Annotated in this window: 16 protein-coding genes; 7 read left to right on the forward strand and 9 right to left on the reverse strand. The window is 29.3% G+C overall.

Going from position 1 to position 13,976, the window contains the following annotated elements; translation table 11 throughout:
• From FHR24_RS14930 to FHR24_RS14965, 8 genes are all read right to left on the reverse strand, one after another.
• The coding region (locus FHR24_RS14930) for a hypothetical protein (protein WP_167190807.1) at positions 1–292 on the reverse strand (292 nt) is incomplete at its 3' end.
• A 268-nt stretch (positions 293–560) separates the two neighbouring features.
• Complete coding sequence (locus FHR24_RS14935) at positions 561–1,421, reverse strand: DUF5712 family protein (protein ID WP_167190811.1); 861 nt, start codon at positions 1,419–1,421, stop codon at positions 561–563.
• The gene (locus FHR24_RS14940; protein ID WP_167190814.1) at positions 1,421–1,885 is read right to left on the reverse strand and encodes a BfmA/BtgA family mobilization protein; all 465 of its coding nucleotides are present in this window, start codon (positions 1,883–1,885) and stop codon (positions 1,421–1,423) included. The genes FHR24_RS14935 and FHR24_RS14940 overlap by 1 nt, the downstream gene beginning before the upstream one ends.
• A 129-nt stretch (positions 1,886–2,014) precedes the next feature.
• A complete protein-coding gene (locus FHR24_RS14945; protein ID WP_167190818.1) occupies positions 2,015–2,551 on the reverse strand; it encodes a P-loop NTPase family protein in 537 nt (178 codons plus the stop codon).
• Positions 2,552–2,601: 50 nt separating this feature from the next.
• Positions 2,602–3,105 carry a helix-turn-helix domain-containing protein gene (locus tag FHR24_RS14950; protein ID WP_167190821.1) on the reverse strand — a complete coding sequence of 168 codons (504 nt, stop codon included), beginning with the start codon at positions 3,103–3,105 and terminating at the stop codon, positions 2,602–2,604.
• 2 nt (positions 3,106–3,107) lie between these two features.
• Positions 3,108–3,416, reverse strand: a complete 309-nt coding sequence (locus FHR24_RS14955) for a DUF3853 family protein (protein ID WP_167190824.1) — start codon at positions 3,414–3,416, stop codon at positions 3,108–3,110.
• Positions 3,417–3,628: 212 nt separating this feature from the next.
• Positions 3,629–4,543: a hypothetical protein gene (locus FHR24_RS14960; protein ID WP_167190827.1), complete on the reverse strand. Its 915-nt coding sequence runs from the start codon at positions 4,541–4,543 to the stop codon at positions 3,629–3,631.
• 335 nt (positions 4,544–4,878) lie between these two features.
• Positions 4,879–6,165: a site-specific integrase gene (locus tag FHR24_RS14965; protein ID WP_208412378.1), complete on the reverse strand. Its 1,287-nt coding sequence runs from the start codon at positions 6,163–6,165 to the stop codon at positions 4,879–4,881.
• Positions 6,166–6,825: 660 nt separating this feature from the next.
• Between FHR24_RS14965 and FHR24_RS14970 the strand changes: the two genes are divergently transcribed.
• The 4 genes from FHR24_RS14970 (at position 6,826) to FHR24_RS14985 (ending at position 7,837) form a co-directional block, all read left to right on the forward strand.
• The gene (locus FHR24_RS14970; protein ID WP_167190832.1) at positions 6,826–7,119 is read left to right on the forward strand and encodes a hypothetical protein; all 294 of its coding nucleotides are present in this window, start codon (positions 6,826–6,828) and stop codon (positions 7,117–7,119) included.
• 70 nt (positions 7,120–7,189) lie between these two features.
• Positions 7,190–7,435, forward strand: coding sequence for an FAD-dependent oxidoreductase (locus tag FHR24_RS14975; RefSeq protein WP_167190835.1), 246 nt, complete (start codon positions 7,190–7,192; stop codon positions 7,433–7,435).
• On the forward strand, positions 7,408–7,539 hold the full coding sequence (locus FHR24_RS15800) for a hypothetical protein (protein ID WP_167190838.1): 132 nt from the start codon (positions 7,408–7,410) through the stop codon (positions 7,537–7,539). Before FHR24_RS14975 ends, FHR24_RS15800 begins: the two co-directional genes overlap by 28 nt.
• Entirely contained in the window at positions 7,496–7,837 is a 342-nt protein-coding gene (locus FHR24_RS14985; RefSeq protein WP_167190841.1) for a hypothetical protein, read from the forward strand. The genes FHR24_RS15800 and FHR24_RS14985 overlap by 44 nt, the downstream gene beginning before the upstream one ends.
• 169 nt (positions 7,838–8,006) lie before the next feature.
• On the opposite strand, the gene FHR24_RS14990 is transcribed toward FHR24_RS14985, so the two are convergent.
• Positions 8,007–9,143: a hypothetical protein gene (locus FHR24_RS14990; protein WP_167190844.1), complete on the reverse strand. Its 1,137-nt coding sequence runs from the start codon at positions 9,141–9,143 to the stop codon at positions 8,007–8,009.
• Between the two features lie 205 nt (positions 9,144–9,348).
• Here FHR24_RS14990 and FHR24_RS14995 point away from each other — a divergent pair, with 205 nt between their 5' ends.
• From FHR24_RS14995 to FHR24_RS15005, 3 genes are all read left to right on the forward strand, one after another.
• Positions 9,349–10,824, forward strand: coding sequence for a sulfatase (locus FHR24_RS14995; protein ID WP_208412379.1), 1,476 nt, complete (start codon positions 9,349–9,351; stop codon positions 10,822–10,824).
• A gap of 26 nt (positions 10,825–10,850) precedes the next feature.
• Complete coding sequence (locus FHR24_RS15000) at positions 10,851–13,064, forward strand: glycoside hydrolase family 3 N-terminal domain-containing protein (RefSeq protein WP_167190847.1); 2,214 nt, start codon at positions 10,851–10,853, stop codon at positions 13,062–13,064.
• A 73-nt stretch (positions 13,065–13,137) separates the two neighbouring features.
• Positions 13,138–13,935 carry a family 43 glycosylhydrolase gene (locus FHR24_RS15005; RefSeq protein ID WP_167190850.1) on the forward strand — a complete coding sequence of 266 codons (798 nt, stop codon included), beginning with the start codon at positions 13,138–13,140 and terminating at the stop codon, positions 13,933–13,935.
• The last annotated feature ends 41 nt before the right edge of the window (positions 13,936–13,976 follow it).

Below are 13,976 nucleotides of genomic sequence, written 5' to 3' on the forward strand. Positions count from 1 at the left end.
TAGCTCCAAATGATACAATTTTTAAAATTACATCCTTATCTTTAGTTATAGCTTTTAAACCTCTTGAAAAAAATGAGTCTTTAGAAGAGAATAAATTTGAAAAAGTTAGTGTTTCACTCAAGTTTTTTACTTGAATAATCTCTGTTAATTTACCCTTAGAATCGAATATATCTAAATCTTCGTATTTACCTTCAGGCTTATATTTATATGTTTTATTAGTTTCACTAATTATATTATATAGTGTATATAAAAATTGCGTTCTATATCCTCTTAAAGCTGAAATTGCACTCATTCACGAAACTATTTTTTTAAAATAAATATACATTTATTTATTAGTTTAATAATTGTCATAAAAATTCCATTAAGGATTTAAAATAATTAGGATAGTGTTTTATGAAGTTTTTTCGTAGAAATCGTTTGTTCTTTCCCTTTTAATGTTGTCAATATATCCTTAAAAATGATATAAGATGTACTAGCTTAAAAAGCAGTAAAATCAAACTGATTTTACTGCTTTTTAGGTTTTTTTAGCATTTAGAACAATTGGTATAATTAACACTAAATTATCTTGATATTATATGTTTGTTAGTTACAATACGTGACTTTTCTAGTTTTTCATTTAATTCATGTTTTTGTTCTGGACTTCCATTTTTTAAAATGTTTTGATTTACAAATTGTTCTAACAACGGTCTCTTGTAGTTAAAGATTTTATCGAAGATGGCTTCATTTCTTTCTATCCATTTTAACCTATCGAAACCAATACTGTAACTATTTCCGTTTATTACTCTGTTGATAGTGTGTTTTTCGTTTGCTAAGGGACTCAATTTCATTTTCTGAGTAATATCCTTTCTACTTACTACTAAATGAATATGGCTGTTTAAACCAGGTTTGTTGTTCCCTGAATTATAACTACCATTTTTTACTTCAGAATCATGCCCTTTAAACTTTCTGTAATGTTCCACTTTTCCAAAATAAACCAAATCAGCTCCAGATTTTAATCCTTTGTCTTGACGATTAAAATTAACAGCATAATTATCCATAACTTTTTTAGCATATTGTTTAATCAAGCTATTGTATTTTAAAAACTCTTTGGTGTTAAATTCCGAAATTTCTTTTACCACTTTACTTGAGGCTATTTTAGATAAATGTTCAAGTTCACTCTGACTAAAATTAATTGTTGGAGCAAAGTATTTAGCATCCTCTTTTCCAAGTTTCTTTTTATTGTTATCTATTTTATCGATGACGTCAATGGCATTAAAATCATTCCGTTCATGATTAAAAAAAGGTTGTTTTTTTATTTGAAACTCGCTAAAGTCTAATTTTTTTTCTAATTCGATGTTTTCTTTCTCTAGGTACATTACCAAAGAATAAGAGCTACCTGTATTGGTAGCTCCTAAAGTACTATGAGGTTTGCTTATAGGCATTACTTAAATATATTTTGAATGTTAGAAATAAGTCCATTTTTATTCTTTTTATCTAAAAAGTCTGAAATGATAATTAAAGCTTTTTGTTGCTTTTCTAATTGAAGTAAAATTGATTGATTTCTTAGGTGGTTATTTTTATCTATCTGTTTTAATATATCAATCGTTTTAGTCTGATTGTTAGAAATTAAGTGTTCTTGTTTTTTATAATAATCAAATACTTCTTGTCTTAAAGGCTTTAAAATGTCCCTTTCCTGTACCTTTAGAAAAGAGACTAATCTCTTATCTAAATTTTGTAGCTTTTCTGAAGCACTATAATTTTTTACATCGCAAGGGTTATTGCCAGATTTTCTGAAGTAATTAACCATATCTTCTATGAATGCTCCGTAATTTCTACCGAAGCCTTTTGCTAATTTTTTTAACTCATTGTGAGCTGTGTCATTAATGATAATACTTTTCTTTGCCATGTGTTAATTTTTAATACTGAATATCAATTACTCATATTTTTGTAGAATATTTAGGTGTTAAGTATTCGAGTTCAAATTTGTTGAACAACTTAAACTCGAATACTTTCTTTTTCTCTAAACGAGACTCTTTTAAAACCGTCTAGAATTTCCTGTTAGTTCCATAAAATTGAACATTTCATATAACCTGTCCATCACCCTTTCTCCATACTTTAGCTGTAATTCTTTGTGAGTAAGATTGGTAGTTATATAGGTTTTAAGTCCGTTAGATTTATAATTCATGTAGCGTAGCTCTATTATTCTGCACATTATATTTTCTTTAATACCCCAATAATTTGCAATTTTCTCTGAACCTAAATCATCAAATAGAACCGTTCCTGTTACGTAATTGTTTATGAAGAATTCCCCTTCAGTTTCAAATTTTGAAACAAAATCTTTGGTGTGAATAATTCTATGCCACAAATGTTTTAAATCATTATTTTTTCTACTCATGTTTTGAATAACATTAAATAGAGAAGATTTACCTGTTCCATGAGTTCCCATGATTAATAATCCTTTACGTAATTCACCATTATGTTTTTCTTCAAACTCTAATGAATTGTTAAAATAAAGTGATATTTTATGGAGAAATTTTTCATTGTTGTTATCTACAACAAATGTTCGATTCATTTTTGAAAAATAAATTTTAGACTCCAAATAGAATATTTTTTTAAACTTTTCTAAATTATACATCCTCTTTGATTTTGATTATTTTCTTTTTTTTCTAAAAGATTAGTATTACTATTTATTTTATTACTATGTTTAATAGTATCCTTCAAGATTTCTTTAATAGGCCTGTCTATATTTTTTGAATAGGGTATGCCATTTATGGTTATGTACCTATTCAAAATATGCTTAGTACCTTTTTTGTAAACAAGATGTCTTTTGATGTACTTATTATCTTCTAGGTTCTTTAGCCAATTATTTATAGTTTGTACAGATACATTGTATAGCTCCATAAAATGATGATTGCCACAATAACAAAATCCATACTGAGTGCTTAATGCCTTGATTTCCGCAAACAATAATTTTGCTGAGGGGATGATCTTTTTATCATATCTTATGTTTGCAGTTACAATTGCATAATATGAAGGAGAGTCTTTGTTAGGTTTAACGATGTTAGTATTGTCATTAACAGCGTTTGTCTTTTTAAGATCCTCTCTTGATTTTGAGTGATTTTCCATACCTATTTATTGTTTTTGTTATGCTCTTTGATTAATTCTAAAGCCATATCAGCGTTCACAATAATTTTTCTGGAGTTTTGAATGATAGCATCATTTATAATTCCAGATTTTTTCATTCTGTTAGCTGTTGAACGACTACATCCTAAAAGATTTTGAATACCTCTTATTCCATAAACATATTTGTTATTTAGAGTACTAGGTGTTGTCTCAATGATTTTTTCATTAGTTTTGTTATCGATGCTTAAGAGAAATAGAAACTCTTCAACAGTCAATTGAAATAGTAGTTTTGTCTTTAATACTTCTACATTCATAGTGTTAAATTTTGATTAAACTAAAACTGTGTACATCAGCTTTTAATTCGTTCGAACACTTACAAATATGGGAAGATTTTGGGGTGGGGTGTATGTGGAAATATAAACACCCTATAATGCTAGATTACTAACATTATAGGGTGTCTTATCGTGGGGGTAGAGTGGGGGTTGAATCTAAAGAACTCTTATGAGGCTAATTTATGCATATGGTTTTAAAATAATTTACCAACTTTGTTTGCAAAATCTTTATTCTCATCAGAACTGCCTTTCCAGGCTACAGATCTGTATTTACTTAGATAATATTTCTTGGTAATTCTAATTTCTTTTAGAATACTAGGTAACCATAGAGCACTTGCTTTGTTATCTAATAAATTATTTAATCTGTCAATAATGTATAAGAATTTTTGCATATCTTTTATCTTAAGATGTTTTATCGAGTTTTGTAAATTCAAAATCTTATATAGCTCTAATTCTGTAATTTCTTCAAAAAGGAAACCTGAGTATTCTTTTTCGATTAAGTGAATTATTCCCATATTAAAGAAAATGTTATGATGAATCATTAAATAATTTGAATTATACTTGTAGTACGATTTAAAATTATTCTCAATTTGTTCTATTATATACAGGCTATAATGGTATATTTCTTCATGATAGTTATGTTTAAGAAAGCCTATTTCTTTATATAAGCTTGAATTAAAATATTCCTCTCTAAGTTTTGGTTCAGCCATAGAATTAAAAATAAGCTCAAGCTCATGGTCTGTTTTATCACTTGTTGAGTAATTTCTCCTTCTAAATTCATCAATCATCAATTTTTGTCTTGGAAGTTTTTCAAAAGAAGAAATGTATTTATCATAAAGATTAATATTAGTACTAACAGACTCTTTTAGACTCTCTAGTAATACATTCCTTTCTTCTTTTTCTAGCTCAGGATCTATTTTTTCAATTAGTTCAACTTTTAAAAGAATGTTTTTAAATAGGTGACAATATATGTCTTGTGAGTCAAAGTCAAAAGAATCTCCCTTTGTATTAATTTCTTTCGTCCAGTAATTGTTTACATCATCATACACTTTTTTTAGTAATACAATATTTCCATCAATATTGTTCACATTAATTTTTTCTTTTACCATATTTGTTTTTTTAGCAATTAATAATTATCAAATGTTCTCACTATGTGTGCATTGTATATGCATTTTTAATAAAGAATTGTACAATTATTGAATTTCTAAAATAGTAGAGGAGTTAAGAATAGGGCTTGTAAAATCAGAATAATGATATTATATGTTGCGTATAGTATCCAAAGAAAATAAAAAGCAGAAATGATGTTTTAACTATTTCTGCTTTTAAGTTGTGTATTTAAGTTAAAGCACTTATTTCATGGTTGGCAATTTATTGACAATTGAGAAATAAGTAGAATTTGGAGTTACCCTTAAAATAATACTTGTGAATACTGATATACTCTTAATCATAATAGATTAAATTTATTCATTTCACTTTTTTTAGTTTCATCAGCTATGTCAATATAAGGTTTCATTGATTTGTAATCAGAATGTCCAGTCCACTTCATTACAACTTGTACAGGAATTCCAATAGACAGAGCTGTACAAATAAAGGTCCTTCTGCCTACATGTGTACCTAAGAGTTCGTACTTAGGTTTATCCTCATTGTATCTTTTATTACCTACATAATAAGTTTGTCTTGTAGGTGTATTTATCTCTGCTAGCTCTCCTAATTCTTTAATGTAATCATTCATTTTTTGATTAGAAATAACAGGTAGAGCTTTTTCATTTTCATAAGGAATATCTTTATATTTCTGTATAACGGCTTTACTATACTTATTAAATTCAATGATTAAATTATCACAAGTTTTAATCGTAGTAGTATCAATATGATTCTCTTTAATATCACTTCTTTTTAAATTATAGATATCTGAATATCTAAGACCTGTATAGCAAAGTAAAATTAGGATATCACGGACTCTGTGTAAATACTGTTTTGATTCAGGAATATAAACTTCTATTATTTTTTTCTTTTCTTCTTCTGTTAAAAAAATAATAGTTTTTGGAGCATCTTTCAGTTTTGGTTTAAAAATTTTGTAATCCTCATTTTGATGATGGTTATTTTCATTAGACCATCTTAAAAACCATTTTAAAAAACCCAGCTGTTTTTTAATGGTACTATTTCTCATGAGTTTTTCAGTTCTAAGAAATATCAAATAATCAGCAAGTCCTTCTTGATTCATGTCAGAAAACTTTAATTCAGGATTAAAGGTATGTAAATGTCTTTTAACTGTTAAGAGTTTGCTAATTGTGGCTTCACTCCAATCATTAAGTTTTTTATTTATTTTCACGAATAAATCAAAGACTTCAAAAAGAGTAATTTCATTTTTTTCTTGAAGTCCTGATACACCTTTAGTTTTATAGTTTTTAACAATTGTTTTTATTTCTTGAGGAGTAGGTATTCTTTCTTCTACTTCACAAGATTTAAATAAATCTTCAATAACTATTTCTAGGTCAGAAATTCCTGAATTGATATCTGAAGAACTTTGTCCTCTTTTGTTAAAAGCTCCATTTTTTACTTTTTCTTTATCACTATTCCATTTAGCAATATCAATACGATATCCTGTTTGTAAATCCACCCTGTTTCCATGATAGTTTATACGTAGACGAATAGGAACATTTTCAGAAATAAGAATTCCCTCTTTTTTTCGTTTTTCTATTGAACGAATTAAGTTTCTTTTTATTTGAATCATATTAGCAATTTACACCGAAAAAAACACCCGTTTTTTGTGAATACAAGTGAGATTTTATGGAATTAGAATACAAATATAAATAACAAATCCCTTATTTAAAAGGGATTTTGTACTTAACAATACTCTGTGATACACTAGGTTCAAGAGCCTCTTTCTCCGCAAAAAAAACCTACAACATTTGTTGTAGGTTTTTTTTTGTTTCTAAATTTAAAGTAATATTTTTTTAATCTGTAATAACAGTACACTCCATTAATCTAAATTGTATTTATAGCTAAATTTTTATGTAGATAGCTCAAAAAAAAGTCTTTAAGAAACATATTTAAAACTTGAATGAAACCTGTTAGTAATGAGTATTACCCTATGACTCCAAGAAGTATAAATATAGTTACTTGGTTAAAAAAAGAACAACCAAAAGAGTTTAAAAGGCAATAAATCATAGTCTTATAATTTTTCTACCGGTATTTTTGATCAGGAATCAACATTGATCAATTCTGATTTTAAAAGATATAATGTACGTGCTAATGCAAAACTAACTACAGGGGCTTTTACTTTTACGCTTGGAGTTTCTTTTCAGTATGAAAACGGTAATTCAGTACCAGCTACAGTTTATAAAAGTGCTATAGTGCTATTGGGTCAGATATAAAACTAGTAGAACTAGAATTGTCTAGTTTTACTACTAATGGAGCTATTATTCAAGATGTTTATGGTGTATTAAAGGCTTTTAATACAAATACCGAAAAAAAGAGAATACGTTTATCTTTTAGCAATCATACACAAGTTAAAGTAACAGATGATTTATCTATTATTTCTAATTTAGGATATACACAAGATATAACAATTTCAGATAATTATGTAGCAAGATTAAGTTTGTTTGCACCAAGTAAAAGGATAGATGAAATAGAAAGATCTAATAATAAAGGAACAGATGGAAGTCGTCAATTTGATTATAAATGACAGGGGTTTAAAGTAGAACACATTTTTCTACTAAGTTTAAAGATAAATTTAAAGTACCCCCCAAGTACTTATGCTAAAAAAAAAATGGAAAAGAGAGTCTAGACGATTTATGGGCGATCATATTTTTATAGAAAGCGACTTAACAGGTCATGCTCATTTTGAAGATGCGGTTGGTTATGGTGGTTGGTCTTTAGATGAACATAACCCAGGAAGAATTGAAAACCTTGTCCATCCACCAAGTTTTTTTATGAAAAGTTTTCCAAGGTATATGAAATTCCCTTTCCGAGTTTGTATTCTGTTAATGTACCAAATTTAATCCTTGCAGGAAAAAATATAAGTGTGAGTCATATAGCGCTTTCAGGGGATCTGTGCAACAATGGGACAAGCAGTAGGAAATGCAGCAGCACTTTGTTTTCATAAAAACATAGATGTCCGAGAATTAAGAAGAAAATCATCGTTGATATTTGCAAGTTCAACAAGTTTTGGAGATGCAACTTCATTAAATAATGTATCTTCAAGAGATGTTCAAGAAACAAAAGTAATCAATCACTGGCAGTTGGAATTTTTACCTGCGAATGTTGTATTGGAGTGGAAGTACCCTCAAAGTATTTCTAAAATAGAAATAAAATGCGATACCAATACTCGAAAAAACATTTTAATGCTACATGATTCTAGAGATAATTTGAACAGTTTACGAATACAGTTCCTCCGAAAATGATGCTATAGAATATGAAAATTGTGATTAAAAAAAATAGAACTAAACTATAAAAGCTTCGTTATAATTTATATAGTTTTTTCTTTCAAGTAAGCATACCAGAGGAACTTAAGACAAACATTTTTGTTTAAAAAACAACAGTTAATCTGTTTTTTTTAAAGTATATAAACTGTTATTTATCAATAAACTCAATTTTTTCTAGTTCAGAATTTAGTCCCGTTCTTTTATAACCTGTAACTTTAAACAATGCGTTAAATTGTTTAGTGTCTTTAGGAAATTGAGCATAAAATTTTTTAAGCCAAGTTTGATTCGTAAAATTTTTAGTTGTACTAATTACTCCAATATCGTGATTTGAATAAAAAAATAGGACACTATTGCCATTGTCCATTTTTCTGTAAGATACCATAGCATAATCTAGAGATTTATCAGACTTTCCGTTGTTAAAATACTTTATTGTTTCGTTACCTAAATTATATATAAATCGTCCTTTGTTGTTGCTAAAAACTTTACTGTTATCTAAAAATAAAGTTTCTGATTTGTGTAGCGATGAAAATTGACCAATAAAAATAAGATTTGCATTTTTTAAATCGTCATATTTAAAATCACTTTCTAATTCAATCGAAAAATCAGCATTGTTTTCCCAAAATTTTCTAGATAGTGATTGAATAGCAATAGGAGCCATTTTTGTAACATATGAGAAATTAACTAAAGTATAAGCAGTATCCTTTTTTTTAGCTTTGTAAATATTCAATTCAGCCTCGTTATCAATTTCTGAAATGTGAGAAAACACATTATGACGACCTTCTTTTTTAGAAACAATATATTGGTCAGATATAAAACATATTGTTTTGTTTTTAGAGTTAAAAAAAGAAGTCCATAAATAATGATCTGTTTTTAGGAGTGTGTTTATTAAATAAAACAGTAAAAAACTAGTAAATAATAATACAATCCATTTTAGTAGAGAAAAACTAAATTTATTTTTTTTTATTTTTTTAAAAGTAATATTATACTGTCCTTTTTTTATTTCAAATTGTATCTTATCAACCTTTCCTTCATTGGCATAATACTCAATTAATTTTTGACGTAGTTGATACATATAAACCCTAACCTTACTATTTCTTTCATTAGGATCGTAATCTTTTTCAAATAATTCAAATCCAACAACATGTTCTTTAACAAATTCCTTTTTTAAGGCTTTGTTAGTAAGAAATTTTAGCAAACGAGAATTCCTTCCAGAATTAGCAAAACTTTTGCTGTTGCAAATTTTACTTAACGCAAAGGTGATTTCTTCGGTTTTAATATCATTCATAGTAAACAAATATAGCTAAAATCAATTTATTTATTAGTTAGAGTTATTATGCTTTAGATGTTTTATTTATAGTGTTTTAAATAGGTTTTTAACGGTTGATTTACGGCTAAAATACCGTTTTAAAAGGTTAAAGTAATGTACTTCATGTATTTGATTGTTATTTAGCACCGACTTTAAAAATATTTAGAATTAACAAAGGAAATCAATGAGGGGAAAAAACGATATCTATTGTTTTTTATTGAGAGTTTTAGTTTCTGGAATAGTATTTTCTATGACTACTGTAAATTCTCAGAAAAAGAATATTTTATTTATAGCGGCAGATGATCTTAATTGTGACATAAATGCTTACGGAGTTTCTCAAGTAAAAACACCAAATTTAGATCGTTTGGCAGCTATGAGTATGCAATTTAACAACGCTTATTGTCAACAACCACTTTGTGGACCTAGTAGAGCTAGTGTAATGACAGGATTAAGACCTAATAATATTGGGGTTTTTAGACTGAATGATAAACTCCGTAAGGAAAAACCAGATGTTATAACTCTTGGACAATTCTTTAAAAATAAAGGATATTATTCTGGTCGTGTAGGTAAAATATATCATTATGGAAATCCATCTGAAATAGGAACCAACGGACATGATGATGAGGCTACTTGGAGCGAACGATTTAATCCTGCAGGGATAGATAAAACTCGAGAGAATGAAATTATAAGTTATGGTAACAATACTAAAGCAGTAAAAAGACAGCTTGGTATTTCTATGGCTTGGTGGGATCCTGTGAGTGAAGATGAAGAACATACAGATGGTATGGTGGCAACTAAGGCTATTGAAATGATGGAGTCACATAAAAAGGAACCTTTTTTTATAGCAGCAGGTTTTTTTAATCCACACTGTCCCTATATAGCTCCCAAAAAATATTTTGATATGTATGATATAAAAGATATCGAAATGCAAGATTTACAAGAGGCTAAAAAAGATTTAGAAGATGTGCCTGCTATGGCTATTTCTCGTGATTTAAAAGCATGGCCTTATTATTTTGATGGTGTTTCTGTAAAAGAAGCCAAACAATGCAAATTGGCTTATTATGCTTCAATTTCGTTTGTAGATGCGCAAATAGGGAGATTGTTAGATGCGTTGGAAGAAAAAGGCTTGATGGACAATACGATTGTTATCTTTTGGTCAGATCATGGTTACTTTCTTGGCGAAAAAGGACTTTGGTATAAACGTAAAGCTTTTGAACGTTCAGCACGAGTTCCTTTGTTTGTAAAGGTTCCTAAAGGACCAGAAGGAGAAATTTCAAAAGAACCTGTGGAATTAATTGACATGTACCCAACAATCGTCGATTATGCTGGTTTTAATGTTCCAAAAGAGTTGGATGGAAATAGTATGCGTCCATTGTTAACTGGGAAATCAAAAGATTGGAAAGATTTTGCCATCACACAAATTCATTACAAACCAAATGAACAAGGGTATTCTTTACGTACCAAAAAATGGAGGTATACAGAATGGAATAAAGGAGAGGCGGGAAGAGAACTTTACAATCATGTGAACGACCCTGAAGAAGTCACAAATCTAGCTGAGGATAAAAAGTATAAGAAATTGATAGATAGGATGAGTCGTAAATTACGTGAGTATAGTGATACTTACAAACCAAACCCGTCTAAAAAGAAAAAGAAGCACTAAAAAACAATAAACCAGAAATAAAACAAATGAAAAATATTAGCATACTAATAGCATTTTTAACTCTTGGAGTCTTAAGCGCTCAAGAAAAAAGCATAGAACAACGAATAGATTCAGTGATGAGTCTAATGACCTTACAAGAAAAAATAGGTCAGATGAATCAAGTAAATGGACGTAGTGCTATTACTGGACCTAATACTTATGAACCAGAGTTCGAAAAAATAATTAAAAAAGGAATGCTTGGTTCTGTTTTAAATGCTTCTGGTGTTGATTATACCAGAACTTTACAGAAACTTGCTGTTGAAGAAACACGATTAGGAATTCCTTTACTATTTGGTTATGATGTAATTCATGGTTGGAAAACAATTTTCCCTATACCGTTAGCAGAGTCAGCTTCTTGGGATTTAGAAGCAATAGAAAAAGGAGCTAGAATTGCTGCAATAGAGGCTTCTGCTGCGGGTCAACATTGGACATTTGCTCCTATGGTAGACATTGCTAGAGATTCTAGATGGGGTAGAATTATGGAAGGAGCGGGTGAAGATCCTTATTTGGGATCAAAAATAGCCGCCGCTAGAGTACATGGTTTTCAAGGGAATGATTTATCTGCTAATAATACCATTGCCGCTTGTGCAAAACATTTTGCAGCCTACGGAGCTGCTGAAGGTGGACGTGATTACAATACTGTAGATGTATCTGAACGTACATTACGTGACATTTATTTACCTCCTTTTAAAGCTGCTCTAGACGCAGGAGTGCAAACATTTATGAGTGGTTTTAATGAAATTTCAGGAGTGCCAGCAACAGGAAATAAATTTTTATTAGATCAGATTTTACGCAAAGAATGGGGGTTTGATGGTTTTGTAGTTTCTGATGCAAATTCAGTAGCAGAAATGATCAATCATGGTTTTACTGAAAACGAATATGAAGCAACTAAACTTGCTGTTAATGCAGGGTGTGATATGGATATGAGTTCATTATCTTATTATAATGAATTAAAAAAAGCAATACATGCAGGTGATGTACCCATGGTTAAGGTGAATAATTCTGTTCGTAGAATTCTTCGTGTCAAATTTAAGTTAGGTCTTTTTGATGATCCTTTTAAGTATTGTGATAATAAGCGAGAGAAAGAGATGATACTTTCAAAAGAACATAAAGATATTGCTAGAGATGCTGCACGTAAATCATTCGTGTTATTAAAAAATGAAAAACAAATTTTACCACTTAATAAAGAAATTAAAAAAATTGCTGTTATAGGCCCTTTAGCAGATTCTAAAAGAGATATGATTGCTGGTTGGAAAGCCAAGGGAGAACCAAAAGATGTAATTACATTGTTAGATGGGTTGAAAAATTCAGTGGCTAGAAAAAGTGAGGTATTATATGCCAAAGGTTGTGAAATAGAAGGTGATAATAAAAGTAAGTTTGGTAAAGCAATTGAAATTGCTAAAAAATCAGATGTGATTGTTTTAGCAATTGGAGAAGGCTTTGGTATGAGTGCAGAAAATAGAAATAGAGCAGATATTAATATACCAGGAGTACAAGTAGAATTGGCAAAAGAATTATCTAAATTAAACAAGCCAATTGTTGTGGTTTTATTTAATGGTAGGCCGTTAACTATGCCATGGATTTCAGAAAACGTTCCCTCTATTTTGGAAGCTTGGTTTCCAGGTGTACAAGCAGGAAATGCTTTAGCTGATGTTATTTTTGGAAACTATAATCCTTCAGGAAAACTTCCTGTTTCTTTTCCAATACATGTAGGTCAAACACCAATGTATTATAATTATAAAAATACAGGACGTCCAATTAGAGAAGATTCATTTAACTGGCAAACAAAGTATTTAGATGTTCCAAACCGTCCATATTATCCGTTTGGTTTTGGTTTAAGTTATACAACGTTTCAATACTCTGATTTAATTTTAAGTAAAAAAGGAGTAGGTTTTGATGAAGAATTTGAAGTTCGTGTGAAACTAAAAAACACAGGAAAATACGATGGTTCCGAAGTTGCTCAGCTATATGTTAGAGATCTTTTTGGAAGTGTTACTCGACCTGTAAAAGAATTAAAAGGTTTTGAAAAAGTATTTTTAAAAGCAGGAGAAGAAAAAGTAGTCACTTTTAAGTTAATAAGTGATGATTTTAGATTTCATAATATAGATATGGATTTTGTTGCTGAACCAGGAGAATTTAAAGTGTTTGTAGGAGGGAATAGTAATAATGTAATTGAAACTGATTTTTTTTTAGTTAAATAATCTTATAATTAGGTCTATTTTAACGAGTTTGATCCTTGCGAAGCTATTTTAAATTATAGTAAATAATAATGATATGATTGTTAGAGTTAAAATGTTTGTTGTCAATTTAGTTGTGGTTTTATTAATGATTTCTTGTAAATTAGAACAAAGTAAAATTACATATCCTTATATGTTTAAGGCAGAAACAAATCCTTTTGTAAAACATATAAGAACAGCCGATCCAGATGCTCATGTTTGGAAAGATGGAAAATTGTGGGTGTATACATCACAAGATCATGTTCCAGATAGTACTCTAATTACAGCTCCGTGGCATGTATATAATAAAATGGACGGATATCATGTGTTTTCTACTGAAAATATGATTGATTGGACTGATCATGGAGAAATATTACATTCAAAAAATGTTGAGTGGGGACTTAAAGAAGGTGGTTTTATGTGGGCACCAGGAGGAGCTTACAAAAACGGAATTTACTATTTGTATTTTCCTCATATGGATAAAGAAAACAAATTTAGAACTGGAGTAGCTACTAGTAAATTTCCACAAGGACCTTTTGTAGCAGAACCAAATTTTATTGAAGGAACTAGTGGAATTGATCCGATGTGTTTTATAGATGATGATGGTCAGGCTTATCTTTATTTTGGAAGAATGATGGTTGCAAAATTATCTGATGATATGTTAACCTTAGCTGAAAAACCTAAACGTATTAATGCAGGAAATGAGAAAATAATGGAAGGGGCATTTATGCATAAACGTAATGGTAAGTACTATTATTCATATACAAATCATAAGGAAGAAATAAACCATGGTTTTTATTCTATAGGAGACAATCCTTATGGACCGTTTGAATATAAAGGACCTGTAAACCCTTAGCCTCCAGGATCTCAAGATCATCATGCTATAGTAGCGTTTAA

The organism is Wenyingzhuangia heitensis, assembly GCF_011762155.1.
Lineage (GTDB): Bacteria > Bacteroidota > Bacteroidia > Flavobacteriales > Flavobacteriaceae > Wenyingzhuangia > Wenyingzhuangia heitensis.